Source organism: Fluviicola taffensis DSM 16823, from assembly GCF_000194605.1.
GTDB lineage: Bacteria > Bacteroidota > Bacteroidia > Flavobacteriales_D > Crocinitomicaceae > Fluviicola > Fluviicola taffensis.
Map to the genome: position 1 here is coordinate 1,644,094 of NC_015321.1, position 24,467 is coordinate 1,668,560.

The following is a 24,467-nucleotide window of genomic DNA, read 5'->3' on the forward strand; positions in this document are numbered from 1 at the left end:
GCTTAATCAGTCCCCTTTGCGTTGAAAATAAAGTTCTTACTTCTTCAGAATTGTAATTGTTTTTCTTCCTTTCACAGGCATTGTTCGAAATACAATATCCCAGATAGGCGTAGAAACTCCAAATGCCTTATCGTGCTGTTGATAATGATGTATGTTATGGTGTTTCCACCAAAAATTAAAGCGCGCTGGAGCTGGCTTGCTATGAACCATCCAGTGAATGCTAATGTACACCAGATAACCAATTAGAAATCCAGAACCAAACGTAAATGCTGCGCCTCCCATTATTAGGTAATAGACTCCCAAAAACAAACAAGCAATAGCCAATCCAGGAACAGGTGGAAGAATAATTCGGTCTTCATCTGTTGGATATTGATGGTGAATTCCATGAAAAACATACTGAATTCCAGAATCATAAGAAGCATCTTTCAACTTATGATAGACAAAACGATGCAATATATATTCACCAAAAGTCCAAGTAAAAAACCCAAGAACAAACAATAAAATCAGGTTGAACACAGTTCCATGAAAATAGTACATATAGACCCACAAACAGAATGTAGCTACAGAACTATACAACAAGATAATAATCCAAAGCTTGGTTTTTGTGAGAACCTCTAAAAGAGGAGACTTGAATAGTTTAGGCGATTTTTCATCCGGATAAACTCTGAATTCATAATTTTCATTAGATGCAGATTCCATGTGAGTAGAAATTAGTAAGTATTATTAATTGAAACAATGTGTCAATTTTTGGCACTTATCGTTCTAGCAGAACTCACATAAAGTTAATGAACTTTTTCTATAATTTGATTTCAAATTACGACAAAAACTCATTCTTTAGTTAAAAAAATGTAATTATTTTAAGCTATTAATGTCGGAAGAATCTCAATAAGCTCGTGATAGCTCGAGGTATTTAAAACCAAAGTCGATTGATAACCAAGACTCAACATCAATTCATTGGTAGTTTCTCCCCAAGCAATAATTATAGCATTTTTAGGAATTTTGTTTTCAAGTAAGAAACTAGTTAAATTAGAAGGACTAGTGAAAATATAAACCGAACACCAATCAATTTTTGAACTAGAATTGACTGTTTCGTAGACCAATAAAGGAATTCGCAACGATTCCGATATTGATTTTTCAACCGATTTATTGGATTTATTAGATTGAGGAAACAAGGCTATTCTCTTTCCAAGCCATTCTTTAAATGCAATTCCTACTTCACTTGGTTTTCCAGCTTCTTGACCGACAAAACTGACAGAAAATCCAGCTTTTTCAATTTGATTTTTAGTTTCATTGCCTATACATGCAATTTGCTGATTCTCCTCTAAATGAAGACCTCGTTTACAAAAAAAATCAAAAGATCGGGGTGAACTGAAGAAAACAACATCCCATTCGGAAGGAAGTGAAAAATCAATAGCTTTGAAAGAAATAAGTGATCGGCGGATTAATTGAATGTTGTTTTCAGTACAAAACTGAACTACTGGTAAGGATGAATTGCTTTCCGAACTAAGAAATATCCTCGTCATCTTCTTCCTCTTCTTCACCTAACAAAGCTTCTAGCACCACATCGATCATATCCAAATCATGTGGTCCTTCAAACTCATACCATTGAGCCCCTTGTTCCCATTCGTGAGCAAACGAAACAATCAGACGTCCTTCTTCTGGGCAATATGCACCCAAAGGCAATTGACAACCACCTTGCAAACGATTTAAAAGATTCCGCTCCAAAGCAATTTGCGATTGAATATCCTCGTGATTCATGGCTTGCATGAAATTGTATAATTCGTTGTCGTTTTCTCTGATTTGCAAAGCCAAAACTCCTTGAGCTGGAGCTGGAATGAATTCTTCAGGATCCAAAACTACTTCATGCATTCCTTTTAAATCCAATTGCAGACGATCCAATCCTGCTTTAGCAAGTAAAATAGCATCGTATCCACCATCAATCAATTTTTGAAGGCGTGTGGGAACATTTCCACGTAAATCTTTTATTTCAATATCAGATCGAAAGGCAATCACTTGTGATTTTCTGCGCGCCGAAGAAGTCCCAACAACAGCTCCTTTTTTCAAAGACCAAAATTCATCTTTGTCAAAGGCATTCGGATGAATCAATAAAACATCAGCTGGATTTTCTCTTTCGGAAACCGCAGCAATAATCAATCCTTCTGGTGTATTTGTTTCTAAATCTTTGTGAGAATGAACGGCCAAATCAATGCTGTTGTCCAATAACGCTTGTTCGATTTCCTTAGTGAAAAAACCTTTCCCTTCTAGTTTATCAAAACTCAAATCTTGAATTTGATCACCTTTAGTAGTGATAATTGTAATGCCTACTTCAGCACCTAAAGCTTCTAATTGTTTTTTGACATGATTCGCTTGCCAAAGTGCTAAATCACTTCCACGCGAGCCGATACGAATATTTCTCATGAAGTAAAGTTACGATTTAAACATGATTTCCTTTGCCATAATCATCGGCATACTCATGTATTTTTTCTCCATGTAACCAACTACTTTTTCCAAAATTTCAAGTGAAGGTTGATCTAATTGATCCAATTCATTCTTAAATATTTCGTTGAAAGCCGTAGCACGAATATCTTTAACCATTTGAGGAACTGGCCGCATAGCAACTTCGATAGCACGCATTTTTGCAATATTGCGAAACTCCTTATTTGCCTCATCAAGGATTTGCTCCACATGAATCACTTCTTGAGAACGTTCTAACAAATGACCCTCTGAAATTTTCTGTAAAACCTCAATGGAGATGTTTTTAGTAGAAAATCTTGCATGAACATCTGCTGAAATATCACTTGGAAGCGCTAAATCAACTGTAAATTTAGGTCTTAAATCATCCATCAATAAAGATGAATATAGTTTTTCATCTACAATAACATCTTGAGAACCTGTACAAGAAACAAGCACATCAAATCCACCTGTATAACTAGTTAATTCATTAAGCGAATATGCTTTCCCTCCTAATTCCTCTGCCAATAATTCGGCCTTTTCAATCGTTCTATTGAAAATTACAAAATTAGTCATACCGTGTTTTTTCAAAAAACGAAGCATAGCAGTATTTGTAACTCCAGCCCCAATTGCTAAAACTCGGGCATCTCTTGGAGCATCCATTCCAACCAAACGATGATAAGCAATGGAAACAACTGATACTGGTTTTTGAGAAATTTTTGTTTCTGTATAAACACGTTTTGCCGTCTCAATAGTGTGACGGAACAAAATGCGCAAAGTATCTCCAGAAAGACCTAAATCGCGTGACTCTTCGTAAGCTTGACGTACCTGTGTAATGATTTCACGTTCGCCAATTACTAGCGAATCAATAGAAGAAGCAACTCGTAATACATGATTTACAGCATCCATTTTAGAAAAAATAAATGCGTTACTAGAGAAATAAGTTACTTGTTCTGCTGAAAAATCGGGATATAGTATCGAAAAGAAATTCGTCAAAAACTCATCAGTAAGAGCTTCATTTGTCACTAAAAAATACTCAACGCGGTTACAAGTAGATAAAAATGTGATTTCATTGATTTTCAAAGAATCTTTAAGCACTTGAAAACGTGATTGAAGCAAGGCTTTTTCAATATGCAAAGCTCCAATTTTGGAAACTTCCAAATTTCGATGTGTAAACGCTATTGTATGTAACTCTTTTATCACTTGTATTGATTTCCTCTAACTACAACCACAAAATTGCCTTTAGAATCGCGAAGTATTGTCAGAAAACTGTCAGGTTTGTTAATTTAGAATGTTTATAAACAAATCGAGAAAATCTAAAGCAGGAAAAAAATTAAAAATTACACTTTTGCTTTTCACTTTTACCTTACTTCTTTTTCAATTCTCACTTTTTGATGAACCCTTCTCCTTTTTTCACTTGAAAGTGTATCTTTGAGACCCACAAACCTTTTTTCATGAAAGAAAAGAATTCCGAACTTATTCAAAAACGAGAAGCCGCTCAATTAGGTGGTGGAAAAGCTCGAATTGACAAACAACATGCGCAAGGAAAGCTGAGCGCAAGAGAACGTATCCTTTTGTTAATGGATGAGGGCTCTTTTCAAGAAATTGGAATGTTGGTTGAACATCGCGCTACTTCCTTTGGATTAGAGAAAACAAAAAGCCCTGGTGATGGAGTAATTACTGGCTTTGGAACAATTCACGGAAGAGTTGTATACGCGTTCTCTCAAGATTTCACTGTCCTTGGAGGATCTCTTTCAGAAACACATGCTCAAAAGATTTGCAAAGTATTAGATTTAGCCATGAAAAATGGAGCTCCAGTTATCGGGTTAAATGATTCGGGTGGTGCGCGAATTCAAGAAGGAGTTGTTTCCTTGGCTGGTTATGCGGATATTTTTTACCGCAACACACGTGCTTCAGGAGCTATTCCTCAAATTTCAGTAATCATGGGGCCTTGTGCAGGTGGTGCAGTATATTCGCCAGCATTGACAGATTTCGTTTTCATGGTGGAAGACACTTCTTACATGTTCGTAACAGGACCAAGTGTTGTAAAAACGGTAACACACGAAGAAGTTAGTTCGGAAGATTTAGGAGGAGCAAAAGCACATGCCGAAAAATCAGGTGTGACGCACTTTACTGCTGGAAATGATGTGGAATGTTTGCGTAAAGTGCGTGATTTAATCACTTATATGCCACAAAACGCCATGGAATTGGCTCCTCAATTTGATTCTGTTCTTTTTGCCAAAGAAAAATTAAATCGCATCCAAAATATTATACCTGACAATTCGAATTTGCCGTACGATATTCGTGAGGTAATTGATTGTTTGATTGACGACGACACATTCCGCGAAGTACAAGCTGATTTTGCAACGAATATTGTAGTTGGATTTGCTCGTTTAGATGGAAGATCTTTGGGGGTTATTGCCAATCAACCGTCTTCAATGGCTGGAGTTTTAGACATCGATTCTTCAAGAAAAGGTGCGCGTTTTGTACGTTTCTGTGATTCATTCAATATTCCATTATTGGTATTGGAAGATGTGCCTGGTTTCTTACCTGGAACAGATCAAGAATGGCGTGGAATTATTACGCACGGAGCGAAATTATTGTACGCATTCTCTGAAGCGACTGTTCCAAGAATTACGGTGATTACACGTAAAGCTTACGGTGGTGCATTTGATGTGATGAACTCAAAAAATATTGGTGCAGATTTAAATTATGCTTGGCCAACAGCAGAAATTGCTGTAATGGGAGCAAAGGGTGCAGCAGAAATTATCTTCAAAGCAGAAATTGCAGCTGCGGAAGATAAAGAAGGAAAATGGAAAGAAAAAGAAGCAGAATACGCAGAAATGTTCGCCAATCCTTACCGCGCAGCAGAAAGAGGATTCGTTGATGCAGTAATATTACCTGAGGAAACAAGAAGCACCTTGATTGCGGCGTTTAAATCTTTGGAGAAAAAATCGGAGACTTTGCCGAAGAAGAAGCATGGGAATATACCTTTATAATAAAGTGAAATAGGTTCTAATAATCGTAGAACCTATTTCTTTTCAATACACGCTTAATATCATGACCCTAACTCAAAAAATTATTACCTGCGCTATTGTAGCATTAATTTCTGCAACAAATTGCGCATTCGGTCAACTAATTCCCTTTTGTCAAAAGACAACTTGGGGTTTTTCAACGAAAGAAGGTAAAGTTGTTATTCCATGTGTATATGAAAGTGTCGACTTCTTTTCAGATGATCGGCTGGCACGCGTTAAAAAGAATGGGAAATACGGATATATTAATCAAAAAGGGATAGTCGTTATACCCCTTGAGTACGATGATTGTCACCGTATTTACGAAATCTATCACAGTGAATATTCAGTAGGAATTGAAACAAATCCGTCTACAAATTTAAATCGCAATTACGATTTCATGGAAATTGAAAACCCTGAAAACAATCGATATGTGGTTTCGAAAGCTAAAAAATTTGGAGTATTAGGTCTCATAGCAGAAAAACCGAAAGTGGTAATTCCATTCAATTATATTTCAATCATGTATGATCCATCCAAAAAGGTGTTTCATTGTAAGAATGAGCTTACAATGAAATACTTCAATAAATCTGGTGGGAAAATGACTGAAAAACAAATCAATGCTCTACAGCCTGAAAACTATTTCGCTGCTTCGTTTGAAGAAACACCTTTGCCAGTAGTTGTTGCAGCTCATGGAAAGTATGGAGTAGTTCGTGAAAGCTCTAAACACTATGGTAGGGTAACTTACGATACGTTGGTTGCAATAATTTATGACACGGTAATTATTGACAAAGAAGTAGAGGGTTTTGGATTCGATGAAGATTTTATCGCTGTAAAAAAAGGTGATAAATGGGGTGCTTACGACGATAAGAAACGTTTGATTTTACCCGTTGAATATGACAGTATCAATTTCAAATTGAGTAAATATCACAAACATTGGATGGAATACAACAGATCCTTTTACGTTTTGAAAAATGGCAAATGGGGTGTTTTGGGAGGAAAAGACAATTCTGAAACCCTCACTGTATTGCTACCGTTCGAATACGATGGATTCAGTGAAATTTATTACAAGTTTGTAGGAGTTTGGAAAGCAGGATTTGTTGAAATTTTCCAGAATGAGGACCTGAAGATCATTACAAAAAAAGGGTATTCATTCATACAGAACTACGAACACGAATCCTTGGGTTCATTTGAAATCTTCTTGGTCAAAAACAAAGCCGGAAAAACGGTATACTTGGGAGAAAACGGGGTTGAGTTTTTTACTGATTAATTCTCACGGAAACCAATTTGCTGTGAATTGGATAGTAGATGTACTTAGACAATTAAAACAACAATAAAAGTCAGTCAAGAACAACAGCCTTTTTACAAAGTTTCTCTCACATCTCTAATTTGTAGCTGTAAAGTAGCCCGATTGTTCCACACATTTTTCTCCAACGTAAAGGCACAATCAAAGGCACAGCCAGCGGCAATTAAATCGGCTTTATCTGCCATATTGAACCCAATTGCTGAAAGTTGAATTCTAGATATAGGATCAACTAAATCAAATTTCAAGTGTGCTTCTTTTAAAATCCGCGTTTTATCTGCATACATGTTCTTGGCGCAAAAAACAGGCTTGTCGTTTCCAGGTCCAAAAGGCTCCATTTGTTCCAACATTTTATACAAGCGCGGTATTTGCAAGGCCGATTCACCTGCCAAAAACAATTCAGACAAACCAATTTCCAAATCAATGACCAATTCTTCCACCTCATCCAATGGTTGAATGTTCTTTTGAACGTAAGAATCAAAATGCTCTCTGAAAGAAGCCACATTCTCCAAAGGCAAAGAAAGTCCGGCAGCATGCTGATGTCCCCCATATTGGGTCAACAAATGTTCGCAAGAAGTAATCGCATCATAGACATTGAAGCCAGAAACTGAGCGTGCCGAACCAGTTGCTTCTCCTTTATTTTCTGTGAGAACAATCGTAGGTCGGTAATGATGTTCGATTAAGCGTGAAGCAACAATTCCTACCACTCCTTTGTGCCAATCCGATTGAAAAACTACTGTTGATTTCCGACTTAAAAACAAATCATCTTGCGCAATCAAATCCAAAGCTTCCTCTGTTATTTGAGCATCCAAAATACGTCTTTCGGAATTATACTCATCTATTTCTAATGCAATTAATTGTGCTTCTTTCGGAGTTTCTGAAAGCAATAATTCAACTGCTCTTGAACCACTTTTTAATCGACCTGCAGCATTTATTCGAGGAGCAATTGTAAATACCACATTCGATAAATCGAGCGGAAAAGAACGTTTTGCTTGTTCTACCAAGGCCAAGATTCCAGCTCTCGGATTCTCGTTCAACATTTGAATTCCTTGCTTACATAAAATCCGATTTTCTCCAGTTACTGGAACAATATCTGCCCCAATGGCAATAGCCACTAAATCCAGGTACTGAAAAAGAGTTGTTGCATCTTTTCCCGTTTTTGAAAACCAAGCTTGCATCAGTTTAAACCCAACACCACAACCACAAAGCTCTTTAAACGGATATGCGCAATCTTCTTGCTTCGGATCCAATATAATTCCATCTGGCACTTTTGGACCTGGATTGTGGTGATCACAAATAATGACATCCAATCCTTTTTCTCTCGCATAAGCAACCTTCTCTATTTCCTTAATTCCACAATCCAATGCGATCATCAACGAACAACCGTTTTTCAATGCCAAATCAATTCCTTGATAAGACAGACCATATCCTTCTTCGTAGCGATCTGGAATATAAAAATCAACAGAAGTAAATTCTTTCAAAACACTATAAACGAGCGCAACAGCAGTTGTTCCATCCACATCATAATCACCAAAAATCAGTATTCGCTCTTGGTTTTGAACGGCACTTTCCAAGCGATCAACTGCTCTATTCATATTTAACATCAAAAACGGATCGTGCAAACTGCTAATTTCAGGTGTGAAAAATGAACGAATCTGTGGAAGAGATGTAAGATTCCTTTGAGCAAGCAAAGAAGCCATGATTGGACTCACTTTTAAGTTGTCGATCACAACTTGAATTTTTTCATCGGATGGAACTTGTTTGATAAACCAGTGTTTTTGCATAAATTTCCGTTTTCTAATATAAGTTATGAAAAAAGTTCTTCTTGTTTGTATTCTTTTGAACCATTTTTTGAGTTTTTCCCAAAAATCTGTTCAATTTTCCGATCCTCTTCCTTTCGGAAGCAATTCTCAATTAACTACTGAGAAAATTCATTTTGGAAAATACAAAAGTAGTGATTCAGAAGTCACCTATGTAATCGACGAAAAAGGAATATCCATCGTTACCTTAGCCATTGCAAGTATAACCAGAGAACAAGTGCGTGAATCCTCGAAATTACAAGTGCGTGGAGATTATTTATTCGGAATTAAGACCAATGATTCGGTTCCTTGCGTTTTAGAGGGTGAAAATTATTACTATGGAATAGAATCCAAATTGATGATTGCTGGTGAAGGTTCTCTAAACACATTTACTAAAATTACTGCCAATAAATACATCATTAATTTTCACGAAGGATCTTATTTTGAACCAAGCTTAGTCATATTTACTGGAGGAAAAATGACTATTATTCATAGCGATTTGGCTTATCAATCACTATTTTCAAGCATATTGCAAATAAAGACAATCACACGATACGGCTCTGCGGTTGCTATTTTAGCTCCAACTTTTGAACAATGGGAACAGCTTGAAAAAGCCCTGTTTAATGGACGTAAATTGATTTATACCAAAGAATAATTGGTTTTCACTCCCTTAAAAAAGCCTAACTTTTTCAGCTAAAACCAAGCTTCGCGTATTTTTAACAGATAACTTAACTGATATTTCCTTAATTTTGTCAAAAAATTAGTGTTATGGGCAAATTTGGTGCATTTGAAATTATATTAATACTTGCTGTAGTTGTTTTATTATTCGGTGGAAAGAAAATTCCTGAATTGATGAAAGGATTAGGAAAAGGAATCAAGGAATTCAAAGACGCTAGTAAAGGCGAAGAGAGTTCTACTCCAACTACAGAAGAGAAAGTTAAATAAGTCAATCCATTCTTCATGTATAAAACATTTTCGGAAGTGAAGTCAGCACTCTCCGCAGGGAAATCTGTGGAGAGTATTGTGCATTCATACCTTGAGCAAATCGAAAAGCACAAAGACTTAAATGCCTTTTTAGAAGTATTTACTGAAAGCGCATTAGATCAAGCTCGATTGGTAGATCAAAAAATCACTTCGGGAAAAGCTGGTCGACTTGCTGGAATGGTAATTGGCCTAAAAGACAATATTTGTTACAAAGGTCACGCTGTTAGTGCAAGTTCAAAAATCTTAGGTGGATTTGAATCCTTGTATTCAGCAACTGTTGTAGAACGTTTATTAGCCGAAGATGCTGTAATCATTGGTCGATTAAATTGCGATGAATTTGCAATGGGCAGTTCGAATGAAAATTCAGCTTATGGTCCAGTGAAAAACAATTTACGTCCAACCCATGTTCCTGGAGGTTCATCAGGCGGTTCTGCTGTTTCAGTTTCTGCAGGAATGTGCACCGTTGCCCTTGGTTCTGATACGGGAGGTTCTATTCGTCAACCAGCTTCATTTACTGGAACTATCGGTTTCAAACCAACTTATGGTCGGGTAAGCAGATATGGATTAATTGCTTATGCTTCTTCTTTTGATCAAATTGGTCCTTTTGCAAACAATTTGGAAGACACTGTTTTAGTCTTAGAAATAATGGCTGGAAAAGATCCTCACGATGCAACAAGCTCTTCTAAACCATTGGGTTTTTCAACAGAAATTCCAGCAATTGGAAAAAAGAAAATTGCTTATTTGAGCGAAGCCCTTGAAAATGAAAATGTTGACCCAGAAGTTCGTGCTATGATGGAAAAAACCATTGCAGACTTACGTGCTCAAGGTCATACTGTTGAAGGAGTCAGCTTTCCATACTTAGACTATTTAGTTCCAACATATTACGTATTAACAACAGCTGAAGCATCGTCGAATCTTTCACGTTTTGATGGTGTTCACTACGGTTATCAGTCTCCCAATGCAAAAGGAGTTGAGCAAACATATACCCTTTCTCGCTCTGAAGGATTTGGAACAGAAGTAAAAAGACGCATTATGGCTGGTACATTCGTATTGTCTCATGGATTTTACGATGCATATTATACCAAAGGAATGAAAGTAAGACGTGTTTTGAAAAACAAAACCAACGAAATTTTTACGCAATACGATTTACTCATTCTACCAACAACACCATCTACTGCATTTGAATTTGGATCAATCAATGACCCAATTCAGATGTATTTACAAGACATTTTTACTGTTCATGCAAACTTAACAGGAAATCCTGCAATTGCTATTCCTCACGGAATGCACAGCAATGGTTTACCATTGAGTTTACAAATTATGGCTGATGATTTCAATGAAGAAGCAATTTTCTCATTGGCAAATCAAATTATGCATAATTAAACACCCCATTTGCCTATGAAACGATTCGGACACGCACTACTTCTTTTAATTCTTTTGCTAAATGTATCTCATGTATTTGCACAGCGAAGGCCCAAACCACCAGTAAAAGATACCATAACTGGAGAAGTATTTATCCGAATTGTTGATCAAAGTTTAGCTCTTCATTACGAAGATTTCGCCAAAGGTTTAAATTACGATTCCATTGTAGATGCGTTGGATTATGAAGCAGGAACGATTCCCGTTTTTACCGATCAAGATTACTGCAAACGTTTGGCAAAAATGAATGAAACCTCTTCATTTGGCTTCGATTGTAATAATGTATCCCTTACAACTATCAAATTTTTTGCTCAAAACCGTCGAAATTTTACACGCGTTGTTTTGGGACGTGGTCGTTTGTACTTTGACCTATACGAAGAGAAATTAGCTGAATACGGCCTTCCTTTGGAATTGAAATACTTATCAGTGATTGAAAGTGGTTTAAGACCGCAAGTAAAATCGCGCGCTGGAGCATTGGGTTTATGGCAATTTATGTACGCAACTGGAAAGCAATATGGCTTGAAAGAAAACTCATACATGGATGAACGCATGGATCCACTAAAAGCAACGGATGCTGCTTGTAGATACTTGAAAAAATTATACAACATTTATGGAGATTGGAATTTAGCACTTGCTGCTTACAATGCCGGACCAGGAAATGTAAACAAAGCAATTCGTCGCTCTGGAGGGAAAAGAACTTATTGGGAAATAAGACCTTATTTGCCACGTGAAACACAAGGATATGTTCCAAATTTTATTGCTGCAACTTATTTGTTGACCTACCATGCGGAACACAATTTGCTTCCTGCCGAACCGAAAATGCACTTCTATCAATTGGACACTTTGTGCTTAAATCGTGGAATTCACATGCAAACGATTGAAAAATTGGTTGCATGGCCAGTTGATGATATTCAAGCATTGAATCCCGTTTATAAAACATCCTATATTCCTCCAACGTTCCCCAAACAATGTGTAACAGGGCCTTTAGAAAAAATTGGATTGCTTGTAAGTTTAGAAGATTCTCTTTACGCTTTGGAACAACGCATTTACGGATCTGGAGGCATTAAAAATCCGCTTCCAACAGATGTTGCCATTGATACAAAAAATGATCAATTAGTTGTTTCTGCTCCTATCGACAAACGAATTGATATTCCTAAAACAAAAGTTATCACAACGATTAATTACACCTATCACAAGGTGAAATCGGGTGAAAGTTTGGGTAGCATTGCTGCTCAATATAGTGTTGCTATTCAGGAGTTAATGAATTGGAATGATTTAACAACCGCACGTATTACTGTTGGACAATTGCTGAAGATACAGACTAAGGTTAGCACCACTGTTGAAAACGAAGAATATACAGAAGCAGTGGAAGATAGCATTCAAAATGCGGATAACGCTATCAAAACCCCAATTCCGCCAGTTCAAACAAACGTAGCGAAGAAATTTTATACGATTCGAAGTGGAGATACTTTTTCTAAAATCGCATCCAGACACGGTCTTACGATGTCTCAGTTACAACGCTTGAATCCAGGAGTATCCGCAAGTCGTATTCGAGCTGGGCAACGTTTACGTGTTAAATAATATCGCTTGTGAAATCGCTTTCTGTTGTCATAATTACGTTAAATGAAGAACGGAATATCCAACGTTGCTTAAAATCTATCCGCGATTTGGCAGACGAAATCATTGTTCTAGACGCATTTTCAACAGATAAAACAGCTACAATTTGTGAACAATACAACGTTCAATTTGTACAAAGAGCCTGGGAAGGTTATGCCGCAAGTAAAAATCACCTCAACAGTTTAGCAACTTCCAAATACATCCTTTCACTCGATGCTGACGAAGTGATCAGTGAAGCACTTTATCTTGAAATCAAAGCTGAAAAAGGAAACGGATTTAAAGGAACGTATTCTGTCAATCGACTAACCAATTACATGGGAAAATGGATTTATCACAGTGGTTGGTTTCCAGATATCAAACCTCGTTTATTTCCCAAAGAAGGTTCTTACTGGTCGGGCGAATATGTACACGAAGAATTAGTTCACCCACCTTCTGAAGTCAAAATATTCAAAGGTGTGCTGGAACATTATTCCTATTATTCGTACGAAGATCACCGAGCCCGAGCAGATAAATATTCGATATTGACAGCACAAAAATTCAATGCAAAAGGTAAAAAAGCAGGACCTCTCAAACCAATTATTAGTGCTGTTGGTCGTTTTGTTGCGATGTATTTTATTAAATTAGGCTTTCTAGATGGTTGGAAGGGTTTCAAAATTGCTCAGATTAGCGCTCAGTCCAACGTTTTGAAGTACAAAGAACTAAGAAGACTGAATCGTGAAGGAAGAAACTAAAGATTGGAACGGAAAACACATTGCAATTAGTCGCACAGATAGTATTGGTGATGTCCTTTTAACACTCCCCATTACAGCTTGGCTGAAGGAGAAATACCCTACTTGTAAAATCACTTTTTTCTGCAGAAACTATACGGCTCCAATTGTCAAACATTACGAATCCGTTGATGACATTGTCAAAATCGATGATTTGCTGACACTTCCTAAAAAAGAGCAAATTGATGCAATCGAAAGTTTGAATTTAGATGCTGTTGTTCACGTATTTCCTAAAAAAGAACTTGCCAAACTCTTCAAAAAGGCATTGGTTCCAACACGAATTGGAACTTCTCACCGCCTTTTTCATTTGAATACCTGTAACATACGTCCTAATTTTACGCGTAAAAAATCCCCGCTTCACGAATCGCAACTGAACTTTGAATTGATTCGCCCTTTTGGACTTTCACAAATCCCAAGTTTAGAAGAAGTCTCTAAATACACATCCTCTTTCGGAAGTGAAAAAGAAGAATTACCTCCCGAATTTGATTCGCTAATCGGCAAAAAATATGTTATTCTCCATCCAAAATCTCAAGGAAGTGCCAGAGAATGGCCGATTGAGAAATACATTGAATTGGCAAAACAGCTAATCGTAAAAGATTACGAAGTTGTTTTTACAGGAACAGAACAAGAAGGAAAATTGTTTCGAAAAGAAATTCCAACCGATGCGAGTTCCTATGATTCCACTGGTAAGTTGAACATTGATCAATTGATTTGGCTCATCAAAAATGCATCTGGATTGGTTGCCTGCAGTACAGGTCCATTGCACATCGCTGGGTTTCTGAACACAAAAGCAATTGGGTTGTTTTCACCAAGAATTCCCATTCACCCAGGAAGATGGAAACCTCTTGGCAAACATTCTACTCCACTTATTTTTGATTCAAATTGCGAAAAGTGTATGGCGAAAAAAGAATGTGATTGCATTTCTAGCATCTCAGTAGAAACCGTTTTGAACGAAATTTTAAAGTAGAATGAGACCTGCCCTCAGCATATTGATCTATACCAATAGCTGGGTTGCATTGTGCGTTACAAGCCTAGTTTACGGTATTGGAAGTTATTTTCAATTAGATCATCTCGAATTGTTCGCCCTTTGGAGTTTTACTGGAACAGTAAGTGCTTATCAACTCCATCGGTTGTTTCGTTTGCGCCAATTAAATCATTCTGTGCGTTCGAATCGACGTTTATTGTGGATGCAAAACACCTATTCCTTCCAGATTACTTGGTTTATTTTAAACTTTCTGATTTGTTTGGTTTGTCTATTTTACATTCCATTGAACAAAGAAGTTGGTGTATTAATCGGTTTGAATGCGTTGATTGTTGCTCTTTATGCACTTCCAGTTCCTCTTATCGGAAACGGAATTCGAAACATTCCTTTTGCCAAAAACGGGTTAATATCTCTCAGTTGGATTCTGATTGTTTTCATCCCTTTCGCTTCCATAAAACAGCTTGATTTGATCCCTTGGGAAATCCCAGTGCTGCTTTTCATTGCTGTTTTTGCTCAAATCATTCCTTTTGATAGTCGGGATATTCCACATGATCGAAAATTGCTATTCACCATTCCACAAATCATAGGGGTTCAAAAGGCCAAATATGTTGGATTTGGTCTTTTGATTATTGCATTACTCCTCCAAACAAATCTCTTAGGCTTCCATTGGTTGCTTCCATTTACCCTCTTTTGCGGAGCGGTTGGCCATCTTATTTCGTTCAAAGTAGGTTATCAATTGCGCTTAGAATTCATGTGGGAATTACCTTTGGGATTGATGGGACTTTGGTTTGTAGTAGCGTGAATTTCCATTTGTTCTTTCCAATCTTTAACCTAACTTTGCCTCAAAATTAAGATACCGTTAATGGCAACAATAGCAACTTACGATTTTCAAAACAAACGTGCTTTAGTACGTGTAGATTTTAATGTTCCTTTGAACAAAGAAACGCTTGAAGTAACTGATGATACACGCATTCGCGCAGCATTACCAACTGTAAAGCACATTCTTGAAAATGGAGGAAGTGTTGTGTTAATGTCGCATTTGGGAAGACCAAAAGAAGGACCAGAAGACAAATTTTCTTTGCGCCATATCAAAAACAGAATCGAAGAGTTACTTGGAAAATCGATCAAGTTTTCATCCGATTGCATTGGAGCAAGTGCTGTTGAAATGAGCTCAAATTTGAAACCAGGTGAAGTTCTATTGCTTGAAAACGTGCGTTTTTACAAACAAGAAACAGCTGGAACAGAAGCATTCGCAGCAGATCTAGCAAAACATGGAGATTGCTATGTAAACGACGCTTTTGGAACAGCCCACAGAGCCCACGCATCAACCACAGTTGTCGCAAACTATTTTCCAAACGATAAAATGTTCGGTTTCCTTTTGGAGGCTGAAATTAAAAGTGTAGATCGCGTTTTGAACAGCCATGACAAACCATTGACAGCCATAGTTGGTGGAGCAAAAGTTTCTTCCAAGATTACGATTATAGAACGCCTTTTAGAAAAAGTGGACAACCTAATTGTTGGAGGTGGAATGGCCTATACTTTTGTAAAAGCACAAGGTGGAGCAGTTGGAAGTTCATTGGTGGAAGATGATTTCTTGACTGTTGCCAATGAAATTCTTGAAAAAGCAAAAGCAAAAGGGGTGAATCTTTACATTCCAACAGATACAATCGTTGCAGATAAATTTGACAATAACGCAAGTACACAACTCGTTCCAATTGGAGAGATTCCTACTGGTTGGATGGGATTGGATGTTGGTCCGGAATCCATTAAAGCTTGTGCGGAAATCATTGAGGATTCGAAACTGATCTTGTGGAACGGACCAATGGGTGTTTTTGAAATGAGCAATTTCCAGAAAGGAACCGCAGAAGTAGCACAGGCTATTGTTCGCGCTACTGAAAAAGGAGCTTTCTCACTGATCGGTGGTGGTGATTCTGTTGCAGCTATCAATCAATTCGGATTGGCAGATAAAGTAAGCTACGTTTCTACCGGTGGTGGAGCGATGTTAGAATATTTGGAAGGAATTGAATTGCCTGGAATAAAGGCGATTCGTTCATAATCAGAAAAATACAAAAGAAATTCCCTGGTTTGTTCAACAGATCGGGGATTTTTTTTGAATCCTGTTCATGTGGAAGCGTAAAATTTTCAGTCGTTGTCTACTGATGCTCATTTTGTGTTTCCAAATCTTCTATTATTTATTCCTTCGTGATCTGATAGTGTAATATTGATTTGTCAATAATCTATTTATTGACGGTATCAGACCGCATAAAGAAACCCGAATTATGAAAAAAGCAATCCTGATCATTCTCCAATTGGCTTTAATTACAACTTTGTTCAGCCAGGAAACGGAAACTCCAATTACAACAACTCCTCTTAAAAACAAACACACGATTTATGCGGAAGTATTTGGCCAGGGATTTTCCGGGTCACTCAATTATGACCTGCTTTTTAATTCGGAAAAAAAGTGGAAACGTTCATTGACCGTTGGAATAATCGCTGTTCCAAGATCATTTGGATTTGGTGACGGTGCTTATATCGGGCTTCCGGTTTCTTACAATTGGTTATTCGGTAACAAAAGAAGCCACCTGGAACTCGGAATCGGATTAACCACACAAATCGGTGAAGATTACATTTTCGGATCGGATCAAAGACGCTTTTCCCGTATTTACACGTATCTTACTCCCAAGATCGGTTACCGTTTTCAACCATATAAAACCGGTATCTTCTTCAGAGCTACTTTAACACCGCATGTGTCACTTGTAAATACGGATTTCAGTGTTCGCAACGGAAGTCTTACTACCGGCAGCTCGTTCTTCAACAACTTTATGAACCTGGGTTACCGGGCATTTCCATGGTTTGGTGTAAGTTTGGGTTATACTTTTAAATAACACCATACAAACCGATGAAAATCGCTATTTCAATTTTACTTAGTCTACTTTCAACTGGTTCATTCGCACAGCAAACCAGGGATAAGCTGGTTGTGGAAGTTTCACCCGTCAATATTTTCTTTTCACGTGGTTTCATGTATTCTATTCAGGGCAGTGTTGAGTATTCCTTTAAAAACCGGTTTCAATTGACCGGCAGGTACAACCAAACACTTCAGCTCCAGCATGATTTCTTGACCCCGGATTTAAAACCAGATCCCTATTCGCCGGCAAGTTATGCTCAACTTGGCTTTTCTGCATCACTTTACGATACTGAAAACCATAATCGAAAAACACCTCATTTGTGCCATGCATTCAAAGTGGAAGCTGGAATCATGTACTTCAGACAAGAAACCAAAAACCTGGAATACTACACCTACGACACAACCGCTTTGGGTCAGCGAAAAGTCATTAAAGGGAAAAACACCTTGTCATTGACGCTCGGATTTCAATATCAAATTCGGGAATACAAGGTGAAAGATACCACCGACGTTCGTTTACAACGCCAGCACAGGCTCTCCTTAGGAGTAATTTACGGATTAGACTATTTTTTGCCGGCATTTAGTAATATTCCCGGAGAGTATCCATCGTTCCATGCTCCGAAAGACTATGCCTTTGATCGCTGGGGTGTTTATTTCCGGTACAATTTCAGACAACAGATCACACGCAACCTATTCGCCGGGTTAGACTTATATTGTGCTATAAACCCTTACGTTCAGTATAGATATCAAAATATATATTATGTCCCCAGAGGCAGTGAAGGAGAAATGAAAATTAAACCTTACGCAGGAATTACGGTTGGTTGGGCGTTTCTTTAATTTTGAGGGAATTGAAAACTACTTATCCAACACCTTTGCGATGCGGAAATAATCCGAATCCTTTTTAGGTGCATTTTTTAATGCTTCAGCTTGTGTAATTGTTACCTCCGGCTCATCGTCGCGAAGCACGTTCACTTCATCACTCATGAAGATCAAAGGTTCTACATCATCTGTAGGAATTTCAGACAATTTCCCCATAAACCCGATGATTTTATCCATATCCTGACGGATTGCTACTTTCGCATCTCCTTCAAAACGCAATCGCGATAAATGTGCAATGTGATCAATTGTTTCTTCTGAAATCTTTTCCATGGTGCAAAATTACAAAAATTGCTGCAATCAATTCTTCATCAAGCCTCTTTCTCTCAAAGGACTTGCAACTGTATTAAAAACGAATTCTGACAATTCTGTTTCTGTCATGCTATTTTGTTGTTCCACAGAAATTACTTCGTGCATGTAAATACGTGAAATACCTGGGTGCGCATAGCCTAAAACCTGATCTGGGTCAGACATCATGTGATAATGATCAATAAAGGTAATTGGCACAATTGGAATCTTTGCGTGTTTTGAAAGCTTGAATGCGCCATCCTTAAACGGAATCATTTCTGGCAAGTTAAAATCTGGAATCCCGCCTTCGGGGAAAATAACAATCGACCAACCTTCTTTGATTGCTGTTTTCGCCTGTATGAATGATTTCGCAGCTTTCATGCGATCATTGCGGTAAACAGGAATATTCAATCGCTTGAAGAAAGTCTTCATCAAAGGATAACTTAGAATTTCACTCTTCCCCATGAACAAAAACCGATGTGTGGGCAAAATGGAATACATCACAAAAATATCAAAGTATGACGTATGATTTGAAACAATTAAATAAGGTCCTTTTGGTAAACGTACTCTATTTAATCGGTGAATCCAGATTCCACAGAAGATACGCATCGTTGAGCTCCAAACGACATTAATGGGGAAACTCCATCTTTTCCAAGAATTTCGAGAAAGTGTTATACAAATAAAAGGGTAAAAGAAAAGGAGTGTCGCAACAAAAATCAGTCCAACATAACACTTATAACACAAACTTAAAACTCCCAGGAACTGCTTCACATCTCAAAAATAATGCTTCCTTTCAAAAATCAACTATAAAAAAGAAGTCTTCCATCGAATTTCTATCCAATAGTTTCGATTTAGCAGAAAGAAACCCCTAAATTCGCAAAAAACAATTTCAATGGCACGAATTCTTACAGGTATACAAAGCACGGGAACTCCTCATTTAGGGAACTTACTTGGTGCAATTTTACCTGCTATTGAATTAGCGAAAGATTCAAAAAATGATTCTTTTCTATTCATAGCTAATTTGCATTCTTTGACTCAAATCAAAGATTCCGAAACCATGCGTGAAAACACCTATTCTACAGCAGCCGTTTGGCTAGCTTGTGGATTAGACCCTGAAAAAACAACGTTCTACAGACAAAGCGATGTAGCTGAAGTGACCGAATTGATGTGGCATTTATTGTGTTATTTTCCGTTTCAGCGTTTAACTTTAGCTCATAGCTTCAAAGATAAAGCGGATTATTTAGCAGATGTAAATGCGGGATTATTTACATATCCGATTCTGATGGCTGCCGATATTTTATTATATGATGCAGAAGTTGTTCCAGTTGGCAAAGATCAGTTGCAACATTTGGAAATTGCACGTGATGTTGCTTCCAGATTTAACCATCAAATGGGAGAAACCTTTGTTTTACCAGATGCTCGAATTGATGAAACAACGAAAATAATTCCTGGAACAGACGGGGAGAAAATGAGTAAATCGCGCAACAACTTTATCAATATTTTTCTTCCAGAAAAGCAATTGAAGAAACAAGTGATGTCTATTCTTACAGACAGTAAAGGATTAGAGGATCCAAAAGATCCAGAAACGTGTCACATTTTCCGTTTGTATGAATTATTGGCTTCAGCAACTGAAATTGAAACGATGAGAAGTAACTATTTAGCTGGAGGTTATGGATATGGCCATGCAAAGACAGCACTTTTGGAGTTGATTTTGAGAAAATTTTCAACTGAAAGAGAAAAATATAATGCACTAATGGAAGATAAATATCAGATAGATAAAGCCTTAGAAATTGGGGCTTCCAAGGCAAGATTGATTGCTCAAGAAACATTAAAACGTGTAAGAACGAAGATTGGTTACTAATTATTTTTTGATTGAAGGATACCGTTTAATCAAAATATACTATATTTGAATCAACTTATGTTACACCAACATAAACTACTCTTATTAAACCAACATGCTGAAGCTCCTTATTTTGGGGGCTTTTGCCTTTTAAAGACGGTTGTTAAAGGTTATTCCTCCTGAAAAGAAGGAAATTTGTTTAAAATGTTATTTTTGTATAAATACACTGCAACTTACTTACTATGCTAAAACATTTTGCACTTATTACTTTACTTTCCTTCGGCTTTGTCGGGTGCTCTGATGATTCAGTAAATATTGAAAACTTGAAGGCAATTGGCGGTGCAAAATATGGCGGAACGTTTCGTTTCATGTCTTCCGAGAAAATTGAAACCTTAAATCCATTACAAGCAACAACACTTTACAGACAACGCATTACTTCTCAAATTTTTGACCCTATTTTACGTCTTGATGCATCTGGATCTAAAGTAATTCCTTCCATTGCAGAAAATTTTACAGTGTCGCCAAATGGAAAATCATATACCTTACAAATCAAAAAAGGAATCTATTTTCATCCGGATGAATGTTTGGATGGTTCTGAAAGAGAATTAACAGCTGAAGATGTCAAATTCACCCTTGATTTATCGTGCAGTGGTTTAAAGATAAATGACATTAGTTTTATGTTGCATGACCGAGTTGTTGGAGCAGCGGCTTTCAACAAGGCTACAAAAAAACAATTCAAAGAAGGCGGTGTTTCAGGTGTCAAAGTTTTAAGCAAATACAAAGTACAAATTGATTTGGTAGAGGCTTTTGCAGGTTTCGACAAATTACTTACTTATAGTGGTTTTGGTGTTTTTCCGAAAGAAGCTTATGAGTTTTACAAAGATGATTTAAAGAATCATCCTGTGGGAACTGGCCCCTTTATGTTGGATGAATATTCAAGTAAAGGCATCAAATTAAAGCGCAATCCAAATTATTGGGGAAAAGATCAATTCGGCAACCAACTTCCTTTCTTGGAAAGCATTGAATTAAGTTATACTAAAAACAAGCGCAGCGAATTAATTGCATTCAGAGAGCGAAAAATTGACTTAGTTCTTGAAATTCCTACAGACGAAGTAGACAACATTTTAGGCTCTTTAAAAGAAGCACAAGAAGGAAAAACTGTAAAGCACAAAGTGGATTCTAAGCAGTCTTTTTCTGTTACATTCATGGGGATTTCACAACAAAACCCTGTTTTTAAAGACCTTCGTGTAAGACAAGCAATTAATCATGCGATTAATAGAGAATATTTGGTGAATCAAACACTGCAAGGTGAAGGTTATCCTGTAACCAATGGTTTTATACCTAACACTGAATTTTTTCCAGCAAATCGAGTAAAAGGGCCAGATTACAACATTGCAAAAGCACAATCTTTACTTGCTACCGCTGGTTATCCGAATGGGAAAAATTTTCCAGTTACGGTATTGTATGTTAGTGGAAATAAAGATGCATACAATCATCTTCTTGCAAAGGGTGTTGCTCAACAATTAAAAGAGAACTTAGGGATTTCAATAAGCGTTGAACTCGTTGATTTTGAAAAGAGAAACAGCTATGTGAAAACAGGAAAAGCTAGTTTATGGCTTTCAGGGTGGATTGCAGATTATCCAGATGGAGAAAGTTTTTTAAGTATTTTCTATGGTAAGTATGCCAATCTTGATTCTGAATTCATGAATCCGTTCAAATATAGAAGCGCGAAGTTTGATGAATTGTATAGCAGATTAAACAAAGAACAAAACGAAGACAAGCGCACTGATATCATGGTGGAATGTGATCAACAAGTAGTAAACGATGCTGTTGTAATTCCATTAACGAATGACGACTTTATCACGATGATAAATTCCCGTATTCGAAATTTCAAAACAAATTCTTTGGAAAACTTAGACTTTTCTAATATCTTTATTAAGGAACAAAAGGATTCCGAATAATTTTTTAATTTTCACTACTTGCAACGTAAAGGCAGTCTTAGGCAGATTGCCTTTTTTTATTCCTTAACACAAAATCAAAAATTTCTTAACTTCGTTCTAATTGAAGCTGGGTATGTTTGCAACCTATTTTGAGACATGCAAGCAACAATCAAAACTTCTTCTAAACCCATTCCAATGAAATACTTTAATCGTGAATTAAGTTGGCTCGCATTTAATGACCGTGTGTTGCAAGAAGCTTTAGATGATCAAGTTCCTTTGGTTGAACGTATGCGGTTTTTAGGTATCTATTCCAATAATTTGGATGAATTCTACCGCGTGCGGGTGGCAAACATCAAACGAATGATTCAGGTAGATGGATATAAAGTAGATGGATATAAAGGAACAGCTGAAGAACTGTATGAAGAAATAAGAAATGTGGTTATCAAACAACAACGCAAGTTTGAACACGCTTATGCTTCCATCCTTCATAAACTGAAACTGAAAGGAATCAAGCACTTCAATGAAAATACAGTTACTGAATTGCAAAAAAAAGAGTTGAAAAATTATTTCTTTTCATCTGTAATCCACGACATTGTACCTGTACTTTTAGACAAAAAAATGCCTTTTCCCCGATTGAGAGACAAGGCGATTTATTTAGCTGTTCGCATGGAATGGGATTCGAAACGGAAAGCACGCTATGCACTTATTGAAATTCCCAATTTAGTTTCTCGATTTTACATTTTAGAATCGGAAAAAGAAAAAGGAGTGATACTCATCGATGATATTATTCGACTGAATCTTGCAGATATTTTCCCTATTTTCTCCTTCGATACCATTGAGGCATTTACATTTAAGTTTACACGTGATGCCGAATTAAACCTCGATGATGATGTTTCCATGTCATTTATTGAAAAAATGGAGAAAAGCATTAAACAGCGAAAAAAAGGTGAACCCGTTCGAATGGTTTATGATCATCGAATGCCACAAGATTTATTGGAAATGCTCATTAAGAGTTTGAATCTAACTTCAGGAATAAACACGATAGCTGGTGGAAAATACCACAACTTCAAAGACTTCATGAAATTTCCAGATTTTGGAAACACATCCTTTGTTTATAGGCGTAATAAACCTGCTGACCATCCGGATTTTTACAAACAACCGAGTCTTATCAAAGTAATTTTGGAGAAAGATGTTATGCTTCATTATCCCTATCACCGTTTTGATCACTTAGTTGATTTATTACGTGAAGCTGCCATTGATCCCAAAGTTGCTTCCATCAAAATCAACATTTACCGTGTAGCTAAAAATTCACAAGTAATGAATGCCTTAGTAAATGCGGTACGAAATGGAAAGGAAGTAACTGTAGTTTTAGAACTTCAAGCACGTTTTGATGAAGAAAACAATTTGTTTTGGTCTGAACGAATGAAAGAAGAAGGAGCAAAAGTTTTATATGGACCAGAACATTTAAAAATTCATTCCAAGCTCATTCAAATCAAACGAATTTCGGATAAAAAAGAACAGTTAATCACCTATGTTGGAACTGGAAATTTCAACGAACAATCTGCGCAAATTTATACCGATTTAGGTTTAATTACGGTCAATAAAAAAATAGCCGAAGAAGTACTTCATGTATTTCACATGATGGAACATCCGCTTCACCATTATCACTTTAAAAACCTGATTGTTTCACCTATTAATGCACGTAAAAAATACCTGCATTTAATTAACAATGAAACAAAAAATGCGAAAAATGGTTTACCCGCATACATTCATATAAAAATCAACAATTTGGTTGATTCACAACTCATTGACAAATTGTATGAGGCATCTCAATACGGTGTGAAAATCAAATTAATGATTCGTGGAATCTGTTGCTTAGTGCCTGGCATAAAAGGATTGAGCGAAAACATCGAAATTCTAAGTGTTGTTGATCGCTTTTTGGAACACACCAGATATCTTGTCTTTGGAAACAACAATAAACCGCAATATTTCATTAGTTCAGCAGATTGGATGGAGCGAAACCTTGACAAACGTATTGAAGTTGGTGCGCCCATTCTTGACAAAAGACTTCAAGAAAAAATAAAGTTCATTTTTGCACTTCAATGGAGCGACCGTGAAAAAGCGCGAATTATTGATAAATTACAACGGAACAATTACAAAGAAGCTGTTGGAAATGAAGCCATTATTCGATCACAGGAAGAGCTGCAAAGTCATTATCATCAATTAATTGAAGAATTAGACACTAAAAATAGTTCAATAGTTCAATAGTTCAATAGTTCAATAGTTCAATA

22 protein-coding genes are annotated in these 24,467 nt (G+C 36.9%); 15 read left to right on the plus strand and 7 right to left on the minus strand.

All coding sequences use genetic code 11. The features are described from left to right. Window positions 1-36 precede the first annotated feature (36 nt). The 4 genes from FLUTA_RS07300 to hemA all read right to left on the minus strand — a co-directional run bounded on the left by FLUTA_RS07300 (window position 37) and on the right by hemA (window position 3,654). Window positions 37-699, minus strand: coding sequence for a sterol desaturase family protein (locus FLUTA_RS07300; RefSeq protein ID WP_013686220.1), 663 nt, complete (start codon window positions 697-699; stop codon window positions 37-39). 158 nt (window positions 700-857) lie between these two features. Then, window positions 858-1,523 carry a uroporphyrinogen-III synthase gene (locus tag FLUTA_RS07305; RefSeq protein WP_013686221.1) on the minus strand — a complete coding sequence of 222 codons (666 nt, stop codon included), beginning with the start codon at window positions 1,521-1,523 and terminating at the stop codon, window positions 858-860. Continuing rightward, window positions 1,504-2,418: a hydroxymethylbilane synthase gene (hemC, locus tag FLUTA_RS07310; protein WP_013686222.1), complete on the minus strand. Its 915-nt coding sequence runs from the start codon at window positions 2,416-2,418 to the stop codon at window positions 1,504-1,506. The genes FLUTA_RS07305 and hemC overlap by 20 nt, the downstream gene beginning before the upstream one ends. A gap of 9 nt (window positions 2,419-2,427) precedes the next feature. Beyond that, window positions 2,428-3,654, minus strand: coding sequence for a glutamyl-tRNA reductase (gene hemA, locus FLUTA_RS07315; RefSeq protein WP_013686223.1), 1,227 nt, complete (start codon window positions 3,652-3,654; stop codon window positions 2,428-2,430). 251 nt (window positions 3,655-3,905) lie between these two features. Here hemA and FLUTA_RS07320 point away from each other — a divergent pair, with 251 nt between their 5' ends. Together FLUTA_RS07320 and FLUTA_RS07325 are read left to right on the plus strand one after the other, a co-directional pair. Continuing rightward, the gene (locus FLUTA_RS07320) at window positions 3,906-5,450 is read left to right on the plus strand and encodes an acyl-CoA carboxylase subunit beta (RefSeq protein WP_013686224.1); all 1,545 of its coding nucleotides are present in this window, start codon (window positions 3,906-3,908) and stop codon (window positions 5,448-5,450) included. 61 nt (window positions 5,451-5,511) lie between these two features. Further along, window positions 5,512-6,729: a WG repeat-containing protein gene (locus FLUTA_RS07325; protein WP_013686225.1), complete on the plus strand. Its 1,218-nt coding sequence runs from the start codon at window positions 5,512-5,514 to the stop codon at window positions 6,727-6,729. A gap of 92 nt (window positions 6,730-6,821) precedes the next feature. Here the strand turns inward: FLUTA_RS07325 and recJ are convergent, their stop codons facing one another. After that, on the minus strand, window positions 6,822-8,546 hold the full coding sequence (recJ, locus tag FLUTA_RS07330) for a single-stranded-DNA-specific exonuclease RecJ (RefSeq protein WP_013686226.1): 1,725 nt from the start codon (window positions 8,544-8,546) through the stop codon (window positions 6,822-6,824). Window positions 8,547-8,571: 25 nt separating this feature from the next. Between recJ and FLUTA_RS07335 the strand changes: the two genes are divergently transcribed. From FLUTA_RS07335 to FLUTA_RS07380, 10 genes are all read left to right on the plus strand, one after another. Continuing rightward, window positions 8,572-9,216: a hypothetical protein gene (locus FLUTA_RS07335; protein ID WP_013686227.1), complete on the plus strand. Its 645-nt coding sequence runs from the start codon at window positions 8,572-8,574 to the stop codon at window positions 9,214-9,216. Between the two features lie 113 nt (window positions 9,217-9,329). After that, complete coding sequence (locus tag FLUTA_RS07340) at window positions 9,330-9,506, plus strand: Sec-independent protein translocase subunit TatA/TatB (protein WP_013686228.1); 177 nt, start codon at window positions 9,330-9,332, stop codon at window positions 9,504-9,506. A gap of 15 nt (window positions 9,507-9,521) precedes the next feature. Next, complete coding sequence (gatA, locus tag FLUTA_RS07345) at window positions 9,522-10,928, plus strand: Asp-tRNA(Asn)/Glu-tRNA(Gln) amidotransferase subunit GatA (protein WP_013686229.1); 1,407 nt, start codon at window positions 9,522-9,524, stop codon at window positions 10,926-10,928. Window positions 10,929-10,943: 15 nt separating this feature from the next. Continuing rightward, the gene (locus tag FLUTA_RS20665) at window positions 10,944-12,545 is read left to right on the plus strand and encodes a lytic transglycosylase domain-containing protein (protein ID WP_013686230.1); all 1,602 of its coding nucleotides are present in this window, start codon (window positions 10,944-10,946) and stop codon (window positions 12,543-12,545) included. Window positions 12,546-12,553: 8 nt separating this feature from the next. Further along, window positions 12,554-13,312: a glycosyltransferase family 2 protein gene (locus tag FLUTA_RS07355; RefSeq protein ID WP_013686231.1), complete on the plus strand. Its 759-nt coding sequence runs from the start codon at window positions 12,554-12,556 to the stop codon at window positions 13,310-13,312. Beyond that, window positions 13,296-14,315 (plus strand): glycosyltransferase family 9 protein, encoded by a 1,020-nt coding sequence (locus FLUTA_RS07360; RefSeq protein ID WP_013686232.1) that lies wholly within the window; start codon window positions 13,296-13,298, stop codon window positions 14,313-14,315. The genes FLUTA_RS07355 and FLUTA_RS07360 overlap by 17 nt, the downstream gene beginning before the upstream one ends. Before the next feature lies 1 nt (window position 14,316). Then, the gene (locus FLUTA_RS07365; protein WP_013686233.1) at window positions 14,317-15,132 is read left to right on the plus strand and encodes a UbiA prenyltransferase family protein; all 816 of its coding nucleotides are present in this window, start codon (window positions 14,317-14,319) and stop codon (window positions 15,130-15,132) included. Between the two features lie 60 nt (window positions 15,133-15,192). Next, on the plus strand, window positions 15,193-16,386 hold the full coding sequence (locus FLUTA_RS07370; RefSeq protein ID WP_013686234.1) for a phosphoglycerate kinase: 1,194 nt from the start codon (window positions 15,193-15,195) through the stop codon (window positions 16,384-16,386). Window positions 16,387-16,609: 223 nt separating this feature from the next. Continuing rightward, window positions 16,610-17,215, plus strand: coding sequence for a hypothetical protein (locus FLUTA_RS07375; RefSeq protein WP_013686235.1), 606 nt, complete (start codon window positions 16,610-16,612; stop codon window positions 17,213-17,215). Between the two features lie 14 nt (window positions 17,216-17,229). Next, window positions 17,230-18,069, plus strand: coding sequence for a hypothetical protein (locus FLUTA_RS07380; RefSeq protein ID WP_013686236.1), 840 nt, complete (start codon window positions 17,230-17,232; stop codon window positions 18,067-18,069). A gap of 18 nt (window positions 18,070-18,087) precedes the next feature. Here FLUTA_RS07380 and gatC read toward each other — a convergent pair whose 3' ends face one another. Next, window positions 18,088-18,381: an Asp-tRNA(Asn)/Glu-tRNA(Gln) amidotransferase subunit GatC gene (gene gatC, locus FLUTA_RS07385; protein ID WP_013686237.1), complete on the minus strand. Its 294-nt coding sequence runs from the start codon at window positions 18,379-18,381 to the stop codon at window positions 18,088-18,090. A gap of 27 nt (window positions 18,382-18,408) precedes the next feature. Next, window positions 18,409-19,167: a lysophospholipid acyltransferase family protein gene (locus FLUTA_RS07390; protein ID WP_148235408.1), complete on the minus strand. Its 759-nt coding sequence runs from the start codon at window positions 19,165-19,167 to the stop codon at window positions 18,409-18,411. A gap of 121 nt (window positions 19,168-19,288) precedes the next feature. Here FLUTA_RS07390 and trpS point away from each other — a divergent pair, with 121 nt between their 5' ends. The 3 genes from trpS (at window position 19,289) to ppk1 (ending at window position 24,444) form a co-directional block, all read left to right on the plus strand. Next, window positions 19,289-20,257 carry a tryptophan--tRNA ligase gene (gene trpS, locus FLUTA_RS07395; RefSeq protein WP_013686239.1) on the plus strand — a complete coding sequence of 323 codons (969 nt, stop codon included), beginning with the start codon at window positions 19,289-19,291 and terminating at the stop codon, window positions 20,255-20,257. A 221-nt stretch (window positions 20,258-20,478) separates the two neighbouring features. Beyond that, on the plus strand, window positions 20,479-22,197 hold the full coding sequence (locus tag FLUTA_RS07400) for an ABC transporter substrate-binding protein (RefSeq protein WP_013686240.1): 1,719 nt from the start codon (window positions 20,479-20,481) through the stop codon (window positions 22,195-22,197). A 174-nt stretch (window positions 22,198-22,371) separates the two neighbouring features. Beyond that, complete coding sequence (gene ppk1, locus FLUTA_RS07405; RefSeq protein ID WP_013686241.1) at window positions 22,372-24,444, plus strand: polyphosphate kinase 1; 2,073 nt, start codon at window positions 22,372-22,374, stop codon at window positions 24,442-24,444. Window positions 24,445-24,467 lie beyond the last annotated feature (23 nt).

Excerpts from the sequence above, each read along its gene's own strand:
- FLUTA_RS07370 (WP_013686234.1), top strand. The coding sequence starts at position 15,193 with ATGGCAACAATAGCAACTTACGATTTTCAAAACAAACGTGCTTTAGTA.
- trpS (WP_013686239.1), top strand. The coding sequence starts at position 19,289 with ATGGCACGAATTCTTACAGGTATACAAAGCACGGGAACTCCTCATTTA.
- gatA (WP_013686229.1), top strand. The coding sequence starts at position 9,522 with ATGTATAAAACATTTTCGGAAGTGAAGTCAGCACTCTCCGCAGGGAAA.
- FLUTA_RS07375 (WP_013686235.1), top strand. The coding sequence starts at position 16,610 with ATGAAAAAAGCAATCCTGATCATTCTCCAATTGGCTTTAATTACAACT.
- FLUTA_RS07400 (WP_013686240.1), top strand. The coding sequence starts at position 20,479 with ATGCTAAAACATTTTGCACTTATTACTTTACTTTCCTTCGGCTTTGTC.
- FLUTA_RS07300 (WP_013686220.1), bottom strand. The coding sequence starts at position 699 with ATGGAATCTGCATCTAATGAAAATTATGAATTCAGAGTTTATCCGGAT.
- hemC (WP_013686222.1), bottom strand. The coding sequence starts at position 2,418 with ATGAGAAATATTCGTATCGGCTCGCGTGGAAGTGATTTAGCACTTTGG.
- FLUTA_RS07320 (WP_013686224.1), top strand. The coding sequence starts at position 3,906 with ATGAAAGAAAAGAATTCCGAACTTATTCAAAAACGAGAAGCCGCTCAA.
- FLUTA_RS07305 (WP_013686221.1), bottom strand. The coding sequence starts at position 1,523 with ATGACGAGGATATTTCTTAGTTCGGAAAGCAATTCATCCTTACCAGTA.
- FLUTA_RS07340 (WP_013686228.1), top strand. The coding sequence starts at position 9,330 with ATGGGCAAATTTGGTGCATTTGAAATTATATTAATACTTGCTGTAGTT.
- FLUTA_RS07335 (WP_013686227.1), top strand. The coding sequence starts at position 8,572 with ATGAAAAAAGTTCTTCTTGTTTGTATTCTTTTGAACCATTTTTTGAGT.
- FLUTA_RS07380 (WP_013686236.1), top strand. The coding sequence starts at position 17,230 with ATGAAAATCGCTATTTCAATTTTACTTAGTCTACTTTCAACTGGTTCA.
- ppk1 (WP_013686241.1), top strand. The coding sequence starts at position 22,372 with ATGAAATACTTTAATCGTGAATTAAGTTGGCTCGCATTTAATGACCGT.
- FLUTA_RS20665 (WP_013686230.1), top strand. The coding sequence starts at position 10,944 with ATGAAACGATTCGGACACGCACTACTTCTTTTAATTCTTTTGCTAAAT.
- FLUTA_RS07365 (WP_013686233.1), top strand. The coding sequence starts at position 14,317 with ATGAGACCTGCCCTCAGCATATTGATCTATACCAATAGCTGGGTTGCA.
- FLUTA_RS07325 (WP_013686225.1), top strand. The coding sequence starts at position 5,512 with ATGACCCTAACTCAAAAAATTATTACCTGCGCTATTGTAGCATTAATT.
- recJ (WP_013686226.1), bottom strand. The coding sequence starts at position 8,546 with ATGCAAAAACACTGGTTTATCAAACAAGTTCCATCCGATGAAAAAATT.
- gatC (WP_013686237.1), bottom strand. The coding sequence starts at position 18,381 with ATGGAAAAGATTTCAGAAGAAACAATTGATCACATTGCACATTTATCG.